The organism is Serratia sp. HMSC15F11, from assembly GCF_001808215.1.
GTDB lineage: Bacteria > Pseudomonadota > Gammaproteobacteria > Enterobacterales > Enterobacteriaceae > Serratia > Serratia nevei.
Map to the genome: position 1 here is coordinate 82,507 of NZ_KV792496.1, position 14,698 is coordinate 97,204.

Annotated in this window: 15 protein-coding genes and 1 pseudogene; 5 read left to right on the plus strand and 11 right to left on the minus strand. The window is 59.3% G+C overall.

The window, feature by feature from the left end; genetic code table 11:
- Nucleotides 1-114: 114 nt before the first annotated feature.
- Nucleotides 115-849 (plus strand): arginine ABC transporter substrate-binding protein, encoded by a 735-nt coding sequence (artJ, locus tag HMPREF3138_RS19605; RefSeq protein ID WP_070559250.1) that lies wholly within the window; start codon nucleotides 115-117, stop codon nucleotides 847-849.
- Between the two features lie 32 nt (nucleotides 850-881).
- Here the strand turns inward: artJ and rlmC are convergent, their stop codons facing one another.
- From rlmC to HMPREF3138_RS19650, 9 genes are all read right to left on the minus strand, one after another.
- Nucleotides 882-2,012, minus strand: coding sequence for a 23S rRNA (uracil(747)-C(5))-methyltransferase RlmC (gene rlmC, locus HMPREF3138_RS19610; RefSeq protein WP_038881917.1), 1,131 nt, complete (start codon nucleotides 2,010-2,012; stop codon nucleotides 882-884).
- A gap of 69 nt (nucleotides 2,013-2,081) precedes the next feature.
- Entirely contained in the window at nucleotides 2,082-2,561 is a 480-nt protein-coding gene (locus HMPREF3138_RS19615; protein WP_047727995.1) for a YbjO family protein, read from the minus strand.
- A gap of 104 nt (nucleotides 2,562-2,665) precedes the next feature.
- Nucleotides 2,666-3,511 (minus strand): putrescine ABC transporter permease PotI, encoded by an 846-nt coding sequence (gene potI / locus HMPREF3138_RS19620; protein ID WP_016928360.1) that lies wholly within the window; start codon nucleotides 3,509-3,511, stop codon nucleotides 2,666-2,668.
- The gene (potH, locus tag HMPREF3138_RS19625; protein WP_038880685.1) at nucleotides 3,508-4,470 is read right to left on the minus strand and encodes a putrescine ABC transporter permease PotH; all 963 of its coding nucleotides are present in this window, start codon (nucleotides 4,468-4,470) and stop codon (nucleotides 3,508-3,510) included. The genes potI and potH overlap by 4 nt, the downstream gene beginning before the upstream one ends.
- Before the next feature lie 24 nt (nucleotides 4,471-4,494).
- Complete coding sequence (gene potG, locus HMPREF3138_RS19630; RefSeq protein WP_038880684.1) at nucleotides 4,495-5,628, minus strand: putrescine ABC transporter ATP-binding subunit PotG; 1,134 nt, start codon at nucleotides 5,626-5,628, stop codon at nucleotides 4,495-4,497.
- 121 nt (nucleotides 5,629-5,749) lie between these two features.
- Nucleotides 5,750-6,859: a spermidine/putrescine ABC transporter substrate-binding protein PotF gene (gene potF, locus HMPREF3138_RS19635; protein ID WP_038880683.1), complete on the minus strand. Its 1,110-nt coding sequence runs from the start codon at nucleotides 6,857-6,859 to the stop codon at nucleotides 5,750-5,752.
- Between the two features lie 406 nt (nucleotides 6,860-7,265).
- Nucleotides 7,266-7,745: a type III secretion system chaperone family protein gene (locus HMPREF3138_RS19640; protein WP_004938666.1), complete on the minus strand. Its 480-nt coding sequence runs from the start codon at nucleotides 7,743-7,745 to the stop codon at nucleotides 7,266-7,268.
- A 136-nt stretch (nucleotides 7,746-7,881) separates the two neighbouring features.
- Nucleotides 7,882-8,784 (minus strand): 30S ribosomal protein S6--L-glutamate ligase, encoded by a 903-nt coding sequence (rimK, locus tag HMPREF3138_RS19645; protein WP_038880682.1) that lies wholly within the window; start codon nucleotides 8,782-8,784, stop codon nucleotides 7,882-7,884.
- A gap of 56 nt (nucleotides 8,785-8,840) precedes the next feature.
- The gene (locus HMPREF3138_RS19650) at nucleotides 8,841-9,143 is read right to left on the minus strand and encodes a YbjC family protein (RefSeq protein WP_033646672.1); all 303 of its coding nucleotides are present in this window, start codon (nucleotides 9,141-9,143) and stop codon (nucleotides 8,841-8,843) included.
- 230 nt (nucleotides 9,144-9,373) lie between these two features.
- On the opposite strand from HMPREF3138_RS19650, the gene HMPREF3138_RS19655 reads away from it, so the two are divergent.
- Nucleotides 9,374-9,637, plus strand: a complete 264-nt coding sequence (locus HMPREF3138_RS19655; RefSeq protein WP_004938676.1) for a GrxA family glutaredoxin — start codon at nucleotides 9,374-9,376, stop codon at nucleotides 9,635-9,637.
- Between the two features lie 45 nt (nucleotides 9,638-9,682).
- On the opposite strand, the gene HMPREF3138_RS19660 is transcribed toward HMPREF3138_RS19655, so the two are convergent.
- On the minus strand, nucleotides 9,683-10,072 hold the full coding sequence (locus HMPREF3138_RS19660; protein ID WP_033637808.1) for an inner membrane protein YbjM: 390 nt from the start codon (nucleotides 10,070-10,072) through the stop codon (nucleotides 9,683-9,685).
- 294 nt (nucleotides 10,073-10,366) lie between these two features.
- On the opposite strand from HMPREF3138_RS19660, the gene HMPREF3138_RS19665 reads away from it, so the two are divergent.
- Nucleotides 10,367-12,055: an aspartate:alanine antiporter gene (locus tag HMPREF3138_RS19665; RefSeq protein ID WP_038880681.1), complete on the plus strand. Its 1,689-nt coding sequence runs from the start codon at nucleotides 10,367-10,369 to the stop codon at nucleotides 12,053-12,055.
- Nucleotides 12,056-12,348: 293 nt separating this feature from the next.
- Here the strand turns inward: HMPREF3138_RS19665 and HMPREF3138_RS25795 are convergent, their stop codons facing one another.
- Entirely contained in the window at nucleotides 12,349-12,564 is a 216-nt protein-coding gene (locus HMPREF3138_RS25795) for an ogr/Delta-like zinc finger family protein (protein WP_071605333.1), read from the minus strand.
- On the opposite strand from HMPREF3138_RS25795, the pseudogene HMPREF3138_RS19670 reads away from it, so the two are divergent.
- Nucleotides 12,515-13,624 (plus strand): annotated as a pseudogene (locus tag HMPREF3138_RS19670) (terminase large subunit domain-containing protein); the annotation flags it as partial. The gene HMPREF3138_RS25795 and the pseudogene HMPREF3138_RS19670 sit on opposite strands and share 50 nt — an antisense overlap.
- Nucleotides 13,624-14,646, plus strand: a complete 1,023-nt coding sequence (locus HMPREF3138_RS19675; protein WP_038880680.1) for a phage portal protein — start codon at nucleotides 13,624-13,626, stop codon at nucleotides 14,644-14,646. The pseudogene HMPREF3138_RS19670 and the gene HMPREF3138_RS19675, both read left to right, overlap by 1 nt.
- Nucleotides 14,647-14,698 lie beyond the last annotated feature (52 nt).

Sequence of the window (14,698 nt, forward strand, 5' to 3'; positions counted from 1 at the left end):
TTCACCCAGTGGCAGGGTTATCAGCAGGCGCACACGTAAAAACCTCTGGTGATTACCAGTAAAAACAAACGATAGCGAATAATCACTTTCAGGATTCAGACAGGAGCTCTACGCATGAAAAAACTGCTGCTTGCCGCGACGATGTTGGCCGGGATCACCTTTAACGCCACCGCGGCCGAAACCATCCGCTTCGCCGCTTCCGCCACCTACCCGCCGTTCGAATCGCTGGACGCCAACAACCAGATCGTCGGCTTCGATATCGATCTGGCCAACGCGCTGTGCAAGCAGATGCAGGCGCAGTGCACGTTAACCAACCAGGCGTTCGACAGCCTGATCGCCGCGCTGAAATTCAAGAAATACGATGCGGTGATTTCCGGTATGGACATCACGCCGGAGCGCAGCAAACAGGTCGCCTTCACCCAGCCTTACTACGCCAACTCGGCGATCGTGATCGCGCAAAAAGGCAAGTTCAGCTCGCTGGCGGATCTGAAAGGCAAAAAGCTCGGCATGGAAAATGGCACCACCCACCAGAAATACATGCAGGACAAGCATCCGGAGATTAGCACCGTCTCTTACGACAGCTACCAGAACGCCATTCTGGAGCTGAAAAACGGCCGTATCGACGGCGTGTTCGGCGACACCGCCGTGGTGAACGAGTGGCTGAAGACCAACCCGCAGCTGGCGCCGGTGGGCGAGCACATCACCGATGCGCAATACTTCGGCACCGGCCTCGGCATCGCGGTGCGCCCGGATAACCAAGCGCTGCTGGCCAAGCTGAACGCCGCGCTGGACGCCATCAAGGCCGACGGCACCTACAAGGCCATCAACGACAAGTGGTTCCCGCAGTAAACAATAAGGCCCGGTTATCCGGGCCTTATGTTTTATAAAATCCGCACCAACAGCGTCAGCACCTCGTAGTGCGCGGTATGCGGGAACATGTCGAACAGCTGCACCCGTTCGATGCGGTACCCCGGCAACATCTCGATATCTTTCGCCATACTCTCGGCGTTGCAGCTGGAATAGAGAATATACTCCGGCGCCATCCGGCTCAGGTAGTCGCACAGCGCCTGGCCGATGCCGCGCCGCGGCGGGTTGACCAGCACCAGCTGCGGCACCTGACCTTCGGCGGTGGCGAAGCGGGTGGAATCGAGCGCCTGAAAATCTACGTGCAGCAGCCCTAACCGCTGTGCCGACTGGCGGGCGCAGGCGATCGCTTCCGCGCTGATTTCGATGCCGGTCAGCCGCGTTTGCGGTTGCGCGCAGTGCAGGCCGAAACCGCCGACGCCGCAGAACAGATCCCACATGCTGTCGATACCCAGCGCGCGCACCCAGTCGCGGGCGGTGGCATACAGATCGGCGGCCACCTGCGGGTTGGTCTGGAAGAAGCTTTGCGGGCGGATAAACAGCGGCACCTGATTGAACCGCTCCTCCAGCGCCTGCTGTTCGGTCAGCGCGATCTCGCGCTCCCCTTCCATGATCGCCATGTGCACCGGCTGAATATTGGCGGAGATCACCTTGAGCTGCGGCAGCTGCTGCTGCAGCCACGGCAGCGCGGCGCGCAGCTGCGCCAGCTTGGTTTCCGAACGCAGCACGAAGCGCAGCATCACGCCGCCGTCGAACGTGCTTTCGGTCAGCAGCAGGTACTTCAGCTCGCCGCGTTTGCGCGCCACGTTATACGGCGTCAGGCCCGCGCGGGCGATAAAGCTTTTCAGCACCGCAAACATCGGCGCAAAGCCGGCGGGATACAGCGGGCAGTCGCTCAGATCGACCGGCATGCCGTCGCGGTGCAGCATGCCGAGCAGCGGGCGCTCCACGCTGCCGCTGACCACCATCTTGGCTTTATTGCGAAATGCGCTCAGCTCTCCTGCCACCGGCTGCAGCCACTGCGCGACGTCGCGTCCGGCCAGCAACGATTGCAGGTGATGCTGTTTGTCGGCCAGTTGCTGCGGATAGGGCTTTTCCAGCCACTGACAGGAACGGCAGGTGCCCGCCGTATACAAAGCGCAATGCATGAAGATTACCGTGAAGTTCAGGATGACGAATTAAGGGCGCAGAGTTTACCACTCCGCGCGCCTAAAATCTCACTTGCGCGCGGCGAAGAAGCGGCGGCTGGCGGTAGGGACGAACAGCAACGCCAGGATCACCACGTCGGGGATCTTTTGCAGGATCAGAACGTGCAGGATTTGGCCGCTGGTTTCCCCTTCCACGGTAAACACCTCGGGGAAAACGCTGCCGATGGTGGCCAACAGCAGGTAAAGCACCACGATGCACTGGCAGACCACATAGCCCCAGCGCCCCCAGTTGCGGCCGCGCATCACCGCAAAACCGCAGCTGATTTGCAGGCACAGCAGCATCAGGCCGGCCAGAAAAATAAGGGTAGAATCCCACGCCTGCGCGCTGGTGTTGACGAACTCCTGCGCACCGTCGACGCCCAGTTCGCCCAACAGCAGCACCACGCTGATACACTTGATCGCGACCATGGCGGTACCCGCCACCATCACCGGCACCGGTGCATCCGAAGTCGATCCCATTCCCTGCCCGCTTTTCAGCATGTCTGACATATCCGTGTTCCGCTACAACGCGCCACCAATACAGATGGCGCATGTAACGTCAGGTAGTTAGTTGCAATACTTATTGATTGCAAAAATAGCAGGTTTGTTACGATTCAGCTACGGGCCGCCCGCTGTAATTCACGCGATCGTTGTTTTTCCGAGCGCGCCATAAACCACCAGGCGATCAGGCCGAGAATGCCCACCACCAGCAGGATCAAACTGGCCAGCGCGTTAATTTCCGGATTCACCCCCATGCGCACGCTGGAGAATACCAGCATCGGCAGCGTGGTGGCGCCCGGCCCAGAGACGAAGCTGGCGATCACCAGATCGTCCAGTGACAGGGTGAATGCCAGCATCCAGCCGGAGATCAGCGCCGGCGCGATCATCGGCAAGGTGATGACGAAGAACACCTTCAGCGGCGGCGCCCCCAAATCCATCGCCGCTTCCTCGATCGATCGATCCACCTCGCGCAGGCGCGAGCTGATCACCACCGCCACGTAAGCGGTACAGAAGGTGACATGCGCCAGCCAGATGGTGAACATGCCGCGCTCCGACGGCCAGCCGAAAGCGTGCCCCATCGCCACGAACAGCAGCAGCAGCGACAGGCCGGTGATCACGTCCGGCATCACCAGCGGTGCGGTCAGCATAAACGCAAAACCGGTCGAACCGCGAAAACGGCCGAAGCGCACCATCACCACGGCGGCGATGGCGCCCAGTACCACCGCGGCGGTGGCGGAGGCGGCGGCGATGGTCAGGCTGAGCCCCACCGCGCTGATCATCGCCGAGTCGTGGAACAGTTCGGTATACCAGCGCGTGGACCAGCCGGCCCATACCGTCACCAGCTTGGAGCTGTTGAAGGAGTAGATCACCAACATCAGCATCGGCGCATACAGGAAGGTAAAGCCGATCGTCAGGATGGCGATACGCCACGGTGAACGCACTACCGGCAAGTTGTTCATTCCTGCCCCCCCATTTCCTTGTTCTGGTGTTTGTGGAACCACAAAATTGGCACGATCAGCAACAGCAGCATGATGGTAGCGACCGCCGAGGCCACCGGCCAGTCGCGGTTATTGAAGAACTCCTGCCACAGCACACGGCCGATCATGATGCTGTCCGGCCCACCGAGCAGTTCCGGGATCACGAACTCGCCCACCGCCGGAATGAACACCAGCATCGAACCGGCGATAATCCCGCCGCGCGTCAGCGGCACGATCACGCTGAAGAAGGTTTTCAGCGGCCGGGCCCCCAGATCCAGCGACGCCTCCACCAGCGAGTAATCCAGCCGGATCAGCGCCGTGTAGATCGGCAGCACCATAAACGGCAGATAGGAATAAACGATGCCGATATACACCGCCAGGTTGGTGTGCAGGATCACCAGCGGCTGGTCGATCACCCCCAGCCACATCAGAAAGTTATTCAGAATGCCGTTGTTTTTCAAAATGCCCATCCAGGCATAGACGCGGATCAGGAACGAGGTCCAGGAAGGCAGGATCACCAGCAGCAGCAGAATGTTGCGGGTTGACGCCTTGCTGTGGGCCACCGCCCAGGCCAGCGGATAGCCGATGATCAGGCAGCACAGCGTCGAGACCGCCGCCACGCGCAGCGACTGCAGATAGGCGTCGATATACAGCGGATCGTCGGTCAGCTGCAGGTAGTTGGCGAAGTTGAGCGCGATGTTCAGCTTGCTGTCCGCCCAGCTCAGCAGCTCGGTGTAGGGCGGCACCGCCAGCGCCAGCTCCGCCAGGCTGATCTTGAACACGATCAGGAACGGCAGCATGAACAGCAGCGTCAGCCATAAATACGGCAGCGCGATCACCAGCTTGCGGCCGTGAGCCATCAGCAGGCGGTGGAACAGCGCCTTGAAGGTGCCGGGCGTTTTGGCCGGCGGTTCCGGCGTGCGGTCAGAAAGCAGGGTCATACGGGTTACTCCTCACCGGCTCCACTACACCGTCAACACTACGCAGCTGTCGGTTTCCCAGCACAGACGCACTTCATCGCCCCAGGTCGGCATCCCCTTGCGGAAACGGTGGCCGTTTTGCAGCTGGGCGCTGATAATCTGCCCGCTGTGCAGCTTCACGTGATAGATGGACAGATCGCCCAGGTAGGCAATGTGCGCCACTTCCCCCACCGCAAAGTTGCAGCCGTCTGCCGGCACCTGTTCGCACAGCAGGATCTTCTCCGGCCGCAGCGCCACCTGGATCGGCACGCCGTCCACCACCGAGGCGTCCGGATCGACCTTGATCGCATGGCGCAATCCGGGGCTTTGCAGGATCAGCGCGTCGTCGTGCCGCTCCTGCAATACGCAGTCGAAGACGTTGACCGAGCCGATGAATTCGGCGCTGAAGCGGCTGTTCGGATGCTCGTAGATCTCTTCCGGCTCGCCGATCTGCACGAACTTGCCGCGGTTCATGATGGCGATGCGCCCCGCCATGGTCATCGCCTCCTCCTGATCGTGCGTCACCATCACGCAGGTCACGCCGACGCGCTCGAGAATGTCGGTCACTTCCAGCTGCATGCGATCGCGCAGCTTCTTGTCCAGCGCGCCCATCGGCTCATCCAGCAGCAGCAGCTTCGGCCGCTTGGCCAGGCTGCGCGCCAGCGCCACCCGTTGCCGCTGGCCGCCGGAAAGCTGGTGCGGCTTGCGCCTGGCGTACTCCTGCATATGCACCAGCGCCAGCATTTCCGCCACCCGCTCGGCGATTTCCGCCCGCGGCATTTTGTCCTGCTTCAGGCCGAAGGCGATGTTCTGCTCTACCGTCATGTGCGGGAACAGCGCGTAAGACTGAAACATCATGTTGATCGGCCGCTGGTACGGCGGCACGTGCGACATATCCTGCCCATCGAGCACGATCTGCCCTTCCGAAGGCTGCTCGAAGCCGGCCAGCATGCGCAGCAAGGTGGATTTGCCGCAGCCGGACGGGCCGAGCAGCGCAAAGATTTCGCCCTTGTAGATGGTAAGGCTGACGTCTTCGACCGCGTTCTGCCCGTCGAAGGTTTTGGTGAGGTTACGGATTTCCAGCAGAGGGGTGAAAACCTTCTGCGACTTGGCTTGAGGGCGAGGGATGGCGTCGTTCAATCGGGGTGCTCTCCGGCGTAAAGCGGCACAAAACCACGGCGAGCGCCGTGGCCCAAAACGGCAATGCAGGCGGGGCACCCGCCTGCCGGTTTACCGACGATAGGGGGCTATCCCCCTATCATCACTTCCCGCTTTTAACTTTAGTCCATGCGCGGGTAATGACACGATCCAGCTTCGGCGACTGCACGTTGAGCGTGAACAGCTTGGCGCGAACATCGGCCGGCGGATAGACGTTCGGGTTGTCGCGCACTTCGGCATTCACCAGCGGCGTGGAATCCTTCACCGCATTGGCATAGTAAACGTGATTGCTGATGTCCGCCATCACGTCCGGCTTCAGCAAGAAGTTCAGGAACTGGTAGGCGACGTCCTTGTTCTTGGCGTCCGCCGGCATGGCGAACATGTCGAAGTAGGTCAGCGCTCCCTCTTTCGGGATCGCATAGGCCACGTTCACGCCGTTCTTCGCCTCTTTGGCGCGGTTGGCCGCCTGCATCACGTCGCCGGACCAGCCGATCGCCACGCAGATGTCGCCGTTCGCCAGATCGTTGATGTACTGGGAAGAGTGGAAATAGCGGATGTTCGGCCGCAGCTTCAACAGCAGATCGTTGGCCGCGCCGGTGTAGTCCGCCGCGTTGGTGCTGTTGGGATCTTTACCGAGGTAGTGCAGCACGGTGGCGTAGACTTCGCTCGGCGCATCGAGGAAGGAAACGCCGCAGCTTTTCAGCTTCTCGAGGTTTTCCGGCTTGAAGATCAGATCCCAACTGTTGACCGGCGCGTCTTTCCCCAGCACCGCCTTCACCTTGTCGACGTTATAGCCGATGCCGGTGGTCACCATCATGTAAGGGATGCCGTATTTGTTGTCCTTGTCGTTGTGCGCCACCAGCTTCAGCATCTCGGGATCGAGATTTTTGTAGTTGGGGATCTTGCTCTTGTCGAGCGGCTCGAAAATGCCGGCCTGCGACTGACGCTCGAGGAAGTTGGACGAAGGAACCACCAAATCGTAGCCGGTGCTGCCCGCCATCAGTTTGCCTTCCAACACTTCGTTGGAGTCAAAGACGTCGTACACCACTTTGATACCGGTTTCTTTCTGGAATTTGGCCAGGGTATCCGGCGCGATATAGTCGGACCAGTTATACACGTGCAGCGTTTTCTCTTCGGCTGACGCCGTGACGGACGCGGCCATCAACAGGCCGGCAACCACACCCGATAACCACTTTTTACGTTGGGTGACCATCCGTAACTTCCTCCAAAACAGGGTGAATCATAGAATTGAACTTGTATCTGCAGCGATACAAAACCTTTCCTGATTGAGCGCAATCGTTGCAACCGCGAACTGAATGGCTATGCATATGATTGCATGCGCCTTTTTTCACTGCCCTGCTCGCGTGGTCACAAGGGAAATCGCAAGCCCTTTGCAGAATCAGCAGCATAGCCGCTGCTACCGCAACCCGCCAGCCCCCAGGGTAAAAAACGCCTTTTATCGATTTTTTATGCAGTTTTTCTCTATGTGATACGCCATTAACGGCACAAAAGGAGAGAAAGATCGGGCGGCAAAGGCCAAAGTGCAGAATATTTTATTGCGGAGGGGAATAACGGCAGCATGCCGCCGGAGCGACGGCATGCTTAAGGTACAGCGAGGATCAGTGCAGCATCGGCTGACGCACGGCGCCAGCGGGGATCTCTTCTTCATCCCCCATAAACAGCAGATCGTTCGCCCGCGCTTCGAGGATCACCATCGAGACCTGCTCTTCACCCTGCTGCATAAAGTGGGTGAACTGCTCATAGGTGATGCCGACCGCCACGCTCAGCGACTGGCAGACAATCAGCTTCGGCAGGTTGTCGTCCTGAATGTCGACAAAGGCTTTGATGGTCAGCGAACTGGCGTTGATTTGGCTCAGGTCCGCCACCAGCGGGATCAGCGCGGTCGGCTTCACCTCGGCCAGCGCGGAGAACAGAATGACGTTGTCCACCAGATCTATCTTGGCGTCGAACACGCCGTCGAAGTTCTGCATGTGCGGCAGGTGCAGCGCCTGGCAGGAATCGCACTCAAAGAAAGAAATGCCCGACTGATCCAGCCAGCGCCGCAACAGCGCCAAATCGGGGACAATGAGTGAATCCATAATAACCAGCCTCACAATATTCAATACGCGAAAAGGCGCATAGCTTACGGAATATTCACCCGATACGCCACGATCAATGCGGCTTAATTCACTAATTAAGATATTGCTCGGCGAGAAAAGCGCGCCGCCCGCCCCGTCACCCGCCGGATTTCAGGCGAAAGCCAGGCCGGCCGCGCTGCTCGATGTATTCGATCATCATGCCGGCGATGTCCAGCCCGGTGGTGGTTTCCACGCCTTCGAGCCCCGGCGACGCGTTGACCTCCATCACCAGCGGGCCGCGCTCGGCGCGCAGAATATCCACCCCGGCGACGTCCAGCCCCAGCGTGCTCGCCGCCTTCACCGCGATCGCCCGCTCCCTGGCGGTGATGGTCACCTTGCGGGCGGTGCCGCCGCGGTGCAGGTTGGAGCGAAACTCACCCGGCTTGGCCTGCCGTTCAATGGCGGCCACCACCCGGCCGCCGACCACCAGGCAGCGCACATCGCTGCCCTGTGCCTCGCGCACGTATTCCTGCACCAGGATGTGGGCGTTCAGCCCGCGAAAGGCGTCGATCACGCTTTCCGCCGCCTGGCGGGTTTCCGCCAGCACCACGCCGATGCCCTGCGTGCCCTCCACCAGCTTGACCACCAGCGGCGCGCCGCCGACCAGCTCGATCAGGTCGCCGGTGTCGTCGGGCGAATGGGCAAAACCGGTGATCGGCAAATCGATGCCCTGCCGCGCCAACAGCTGCAGCGAGCGCAGCTTGTCGCGGGCGCGGGTAATGGCCACGGATTCGTTTAGCGGGTAGCTGCCGAGCAGCTCGAACTGGCGCAGCACCGCGGTGCCGTAAAAGGTGATGGCGGAGCCGATGCGCGGGATCACCGCATCGTAACGCTCCAGTTGGCGGCCGCGATAATGAATGGTCGGCGCCGCCGGATTGATATTCATGTAGCAGGAGAGCGGATCGATGATATCGATGCTGTGCCCGCGATCTTCCGCCGCTTCACGCAGCCGCTTGCATGAGTAGAGCGTTCCGTCGCGAGAAAGAATGGCAATTTTCACTCGTCACCCCAAAAAGGCCAACGCCTGCCCGGCAGGCGAGTTAGCGGCCGCGGCGCTCAGGCGCGCGGATCGCTATCCTGATTATCTTTCGATTGCGGTTTGCGGCGATCGTTTTCCGGCGGCAACCCGCCGCGCATCAACGGCCCGAAGCCTTGCACCACGCGCCACACCAGAAACGCCGCCGCCGGCACCATCAGCGCTACACCGAGGAAAATCATGCCGACCGCCGCCTGCTGCGACGCCAGCCAGCCCGGCAGCTGCAGGTGGCCGTGAATGCTGAGGTAGGCCAACACCAGCATCACGATGCCCAGCCCTTCCAACACCAGCACCGGGCGCGGTAAGTCACCGAATGAACGCATATTTTTCTTCTCCAGAAGGTCTGCCCCCAGTGTAGTGAATTCCCGTCGGCGGCGACAGCCCCGGCCGACTAATTGGTTACATGAATCAGATTAACAGGTAATTCCTGCTTTTTTTTCACCGCCTCAACGGGCATAGTAGGCGCCATCTGACGCAGGTAATGACTTTTTCGGTGACGGGATGTCGTTGCGGTAGCGAACAATTTATTGAAAATCCAATTAAGGAGCGTTGCATGTTTGCAGTAATCTTCGGGCGTCCTGGCTGTCCTTATTGTGTCCGCGCTAAAGAACTGGCGGAAAAACTGACTGAAGAACGCGACGATTTCAACTTCCGTTACGTTGACATCCACGCGGAAGGCATCACCAAGGCCGATCTGGAAAAAACCGTCGGCAAACCGGTTGAAACCGTGCCGCAGATCTTCCTGGATGAGAAGCACATCGGCGGTTGCACCGATTTCGAAGCTTACGCCAAAGAACACCTGAACCTGTTCCAGTAAGTTTTTGAACGACAAAGACAAAAAAGGCGCTTAACGCGCCTTTTTTTATTGCCGCTGCCGCCGGTGCAGCTGCTGCAGCGTCTGCAACAGGCCGAGGGCGAACAGCATCAGCATCGCACCGAACACGCACCAAAACACCGCGCTGGTGGCGTACGCCAGCTCCTGCCAGAACGAAGAGGACGGTGTCAGCCAGAAATGGCGGATAAGCAGGCACAGCGGCAGCGCATACAGCGCGCCGAGCAGCGGGCAAAGCAGCCGCTTGCGGCTCGACAGATAGCTGGCGATCGCACCGGGGATCACAAACAGCAGCAGGCCGGTTTCGCCGTGATGCTCATGATCCGTGCTGCCGAACAGGCCGGTTTGCTGGCCGAGAAACACCAGGCTGAACAACAAAAAACAGCTGAGAATGCCCAGCCAATATCTATAACTCGTCATGCGAATTCTCCCCCGCCCAATTACTGCATCAATAGAAATCGGCCCGCCCCCCCGAGTGGAGACGCTGAACCGAATTTTTTCCTTGGTCAAAAGAGAGTTAAATGCGCACGGCGGCGCAGGAAATCAGCTTTCTGTGCTGGCTGTCATCGGTCATAGCGTCTAGAATGAACGCCGCCGAACGATGGTTCGCTTCGCCTTACGCTGGTGGTGATTTATGACGTCGTTTTAAGGCTGAATTTATCTCTTATAGTTATCTATATCAAGCACTTACTGGTAAACAATAAGTTATCCTCCGTGAACATAAACGTCGCTAGTTTGTTAAACGGTAACTACATTCTGTTACTGTTCGTGGTACTCGCACTGGGGCTGTGCCTCGGTAAACTCCGTCTGGGCTCCGTCCAACTCGGTAATTCCATTGGCGTTTTGGTGGTTTCGCTGCTGCTCGGCCAGCAACACTTCGCCATTAACACCGAGGCGCTGAATCTCGGCTTTATGCTGTTTATTTTCTGCGTCGGCGTGGAAGCCGGGCCCAACTTTTTCTCGATTTTCTTCCGCGACGGCAAAAACTACCTGATGCTGGCGCTGGTAATGGTCGGCTCGGCGATGGTGCTCGCCATCGGTCTCGGCAAGCTGTTCCACTGGGACATCGGCCTGACCGCCGGCATGCTGGCCGGCTCGATGACCTCCACGCCGGTGCTGGTGGGGGCCGGCGACACGCTGCGCAACACCATCGTCAACGGCCCGGCGCTGCTGGCGGCGCAGGATCATCTGAGCCTCGGCTACGCCCTCACCTACCTGATCGGTCTGGTCAGCCTGATTTTTGGCGCGCGCTACCTGCCGAAGCTGCAGCACCAGGACCTGTCCACCTCTGCCCAGCAGATCGCCCGCGAACGCGGTCTGGACACCGACAGCCAGCGCAAGGTCTACCTGCCGGTGATCCGCGCCTACCGCGTCGGCCCCGAGCTGGTGGCCTGGGCCGACGGCAAGAACCTGCGCGAACTGGGCATCTACCGCCAGACCGGCTGTTACATCGAACGCATCCGCCGCAACGGCATTCTGGCCAACCCGGACGGTGACGCGGTGCTGCAGGTGGGCGACGAGATCTCACTGGTCGGCTACCCGGACGCCCACGCGCGGCTGGACCCGAGCTTCCGCAACGGCAAGGAAGTGTTCGATCGCGATCTGCTCGACATGCGCATCGTGACCGAAGAGATCGTGGTGAAGAACAGCAACGCGGTGAACAAGCGCCTGAGCCAGCTGAAGCTGACCGATCACGGCTGCTTCCTCAACCGCGTGATCCGCAGCCAGATCGAAATGCCGATCGACGACAGCATCGTGCTCAACAAGGGCGACGTGCTGCAGGTGAGCGGCGACGCGCGCCGGGTGAAGAGCGTGGCGGAGAAGATTGGCTTTATCTCGATCCACAGCCAGGTGACCGACCTGCTGGCGTTCTGCGCCTTCTTCATCATCGGCCTGCTGATCGGCCAGATCACCATTCAGTTCAGTAACTTCTCGTTCGGCATCGGCAACGCCGCCGGCCTGCTGATGTCCGGCATCATGCTCGGCTTCCTGCGCGCCAACCACCCGACCTTCGGCTACATTCCGCAGGGCGCGCTGAACATGGTGAAAGAATTCGGCCTGATGGTGTTTATGGCGGGCGTAGGCCTGAGCGCCGGCGCCGGCATCGGCCACAGCCTGGGCGCGGTCGGCGGCCAGATGCTGATTGCGGGGCTTATCGTCAGCCTGGTGCCGGTGGTTATCTGCTTCCTGTTCGGCGCCTACGTGCTGCACATGAACCGCGCCCTGCTGTTCGGCGCCATCATGGGCGCCCGCACCTGCGCGCCGGCGATGGAAATTATCAGTGACACCGCACGCAGCAACATTCCGGCGCTGGGCTATGCCGGCACCTACGCCATCGCTAACGTGCTGTTAACGCTGGCGGGTTCACTCATCGTGGTGCTATGGCCGGGGATACTCGGCTGATCGATTAGCGGGAGAGATGGATCGGCGATAAAAATATTTTGATTTTTTTGTCGCCGGCCAGAACTTTCGTTGGGGGCCGCAGTCTGAATTAGTGCCACTGCTTTTCTTTGATGTCCCCATTTTGTGGAGCCCGATAATCCCGCCTTTTAGGTTCAAGATTATCGGGTTTTTTGTTGCCTTGAAAAAATATCCCTATAAAACAATGTCGTGCAAAGCACCTAACTACCCTATGGCGACAAAGTGGCGACAGCCATTTTACGGACATAAAAAAACCTGCTTTCGCAGGCTTCTTGTTAAATCCAAAGTGTTCCCTGATTGCTTCGGGTTGGGTGTGGCGGAGCGATATCAACTTTGCCCGGTGATACGATCTGCCGCTGAATAGATTCCAACGTCACAAAAGTACAACTGCAATTTATGTTTTGGCATTGATGATAACGCTCTTTAGTGTTCTCACTGAGAGATCCGATGGTGCTGCCGAACGGCGCCCGGTTGATGTTCCTCGGCACCAACGTGCGCACCGCGCAGAGCTACACCGGCAATCTGTATCTTGATGAGTATTTCTGGATACCGAAGTTTCAGGAGCTGCGCAAAGTCGCCAGCGGGATGTCGCTGCACAAGCGGTGGCGCACCACCTACTTTTCCACGCCGTCGAGTCTGGCGCACTCCGCTTATCCGTTCTGGTCGGGAGAACTGTTCAACAAAGGCCGCCGCAGTAAAGCCGATCACGTTCAAATCGACCTCAGCCACAGCCACCTGTCAAAAGGCGTGCTGTGCGGCGATGGGCAATGGCGCCAGATTGTCACGGTTGAGGATGCGCTGACCGGCGGCTGTAACCTGTTCGACCTCGATCAGCTGTCGCTCGAATACAGCCCGGCTGAGTATCAGAACCTGCTGATGTGTGAATTTGTGGACGATACCGCGTCGGTATTCCCGTTCGCCGAGCTGCAAGGCTGTCTGGTCGATACGCTGGAAGAATGGGAGGACTTCAACCCTTACGCCGTGCGGCCGTTCGGCTATCGCCCGGTGTGGATCGGCTACGACCCATCGGAAGCCAACGGCGGCGACAGCGCCGGGTGCGCGGTGATCGCACCGCCAATGGTGGCCGGGGGCAAGTTCCGCGTGCTCGAGCGCCACCAGTGGCAGGGCATGAACTTTGCCGATCAGGCCCAAAAGATTAAAGACCTCACCGAAAAATATTGCGTGGAGTACATCGGCATCGATGCGACCACCGTCGGCCAAGGTGTTTTCCAGCTGGTGCGCGAGTTCTTCCCGGCCGCACGGGAAATCAAATACACCCCGGAAATCAAAACCGCCATGGTGCTGAAGGCAAAAGACACCATCGGGCGCGGCTGTCTGGAATACGACACCAGCCACACCGACATCACCGCCGCCTTTATGGCGATCCGCAAAACCATGACCGCCAGCGGCGCGCGCTCCACCTACACCGCCAGCCGCAGCGAAGAAGCCAGCCACGCCGATGTCGCGTGGGCAATCATGCACGCCCTCTTAAACGAACCGCTGACCGCAGGCAGCGGCCACAGCAGCCCGAACATTTTGGAGTTTTACTGATGAGCAAGCGCAAAGGCCGCAAGGCATTTATCCCCCCGGCGCCAGCCCCGACAACAGAGCAGAAGCAGGATTTTGAGGCGTTTACCTTTGGCGAGCCGTCCGCGGTGCTGGATAAGCGGGAAATTCTGGATTACATCGAATGTACGACCAATGGCAAGTGGTACGAGCCGCCGATCTCATTCGACGGGCTGGCGCGCAGCGTGCGCGCCGCCGTGCATCACAGCTCGCCGATGTACGTTAAGCGCAATATTTTAGCGTCAACGTTTATCCCGCACCGGCTGTTAAGTCAGCAGGAATTTAGCCGCTATGCGCTGGATTATCTGGTGTTCGGCAACGCCTATTTAGAGGAGCGTCAAAACATGCTCGGTGCCCCGCTGCAGCTGAAATCCTCCCTGGCCAAGTACACACGGCGCGGTGTTGAGCGCGGCGCTTACTGGTTTGTGCAGAACTGGAAAGAGGCGCACCGCTTCAAGACCGACAGTGTTTTTCACCTGATTGAGCCGGACATCAATCAGGAACTGTACGGCCTGTCGGAGTATCTCAGCGCGCTTAACTCCGCTTGGCTGAACGAGGCGGCGACGCTGTTCCGCCGCAAGTATTACCAGAACGGCGCACACGCGGGTTACATTCTGTATATGACCGACGCGGCGCAGAGTACAAGCGACGTTGACAGAATGCGCCAAGCCATGCGCGACACCAAGGGCTTGGGGAACTTCCGCAATCTGTTTATGTACGCGCCGGACGGCATCAAAATCTTGCCGCTGTCCGAGGTCGCCACCAAAGACGACTTTTTCAACATCAAGAACGCCAGCCGCGACGATCTGCTGAGTGCGCACCGCGTACCGCCGCAGATGATGGGGATTATCCCGAACAATACCGGTGGCTTCGGGGACGTGAAAAAGGCCGCTCAGGTGTTTGTGCGCAACGAGCTGACGCCGCTGCAAGAGCGCATGAAGGAGGTGAACGGCTGGATCGGGGAAGAGGTGATTAGATTCGCGCCGTATGAGTTACCGACTGAATAAGCAAAAAGCCGCCAGTGATTGGCGGCTTTTTTGTGGTTCATCGCGCTTTACC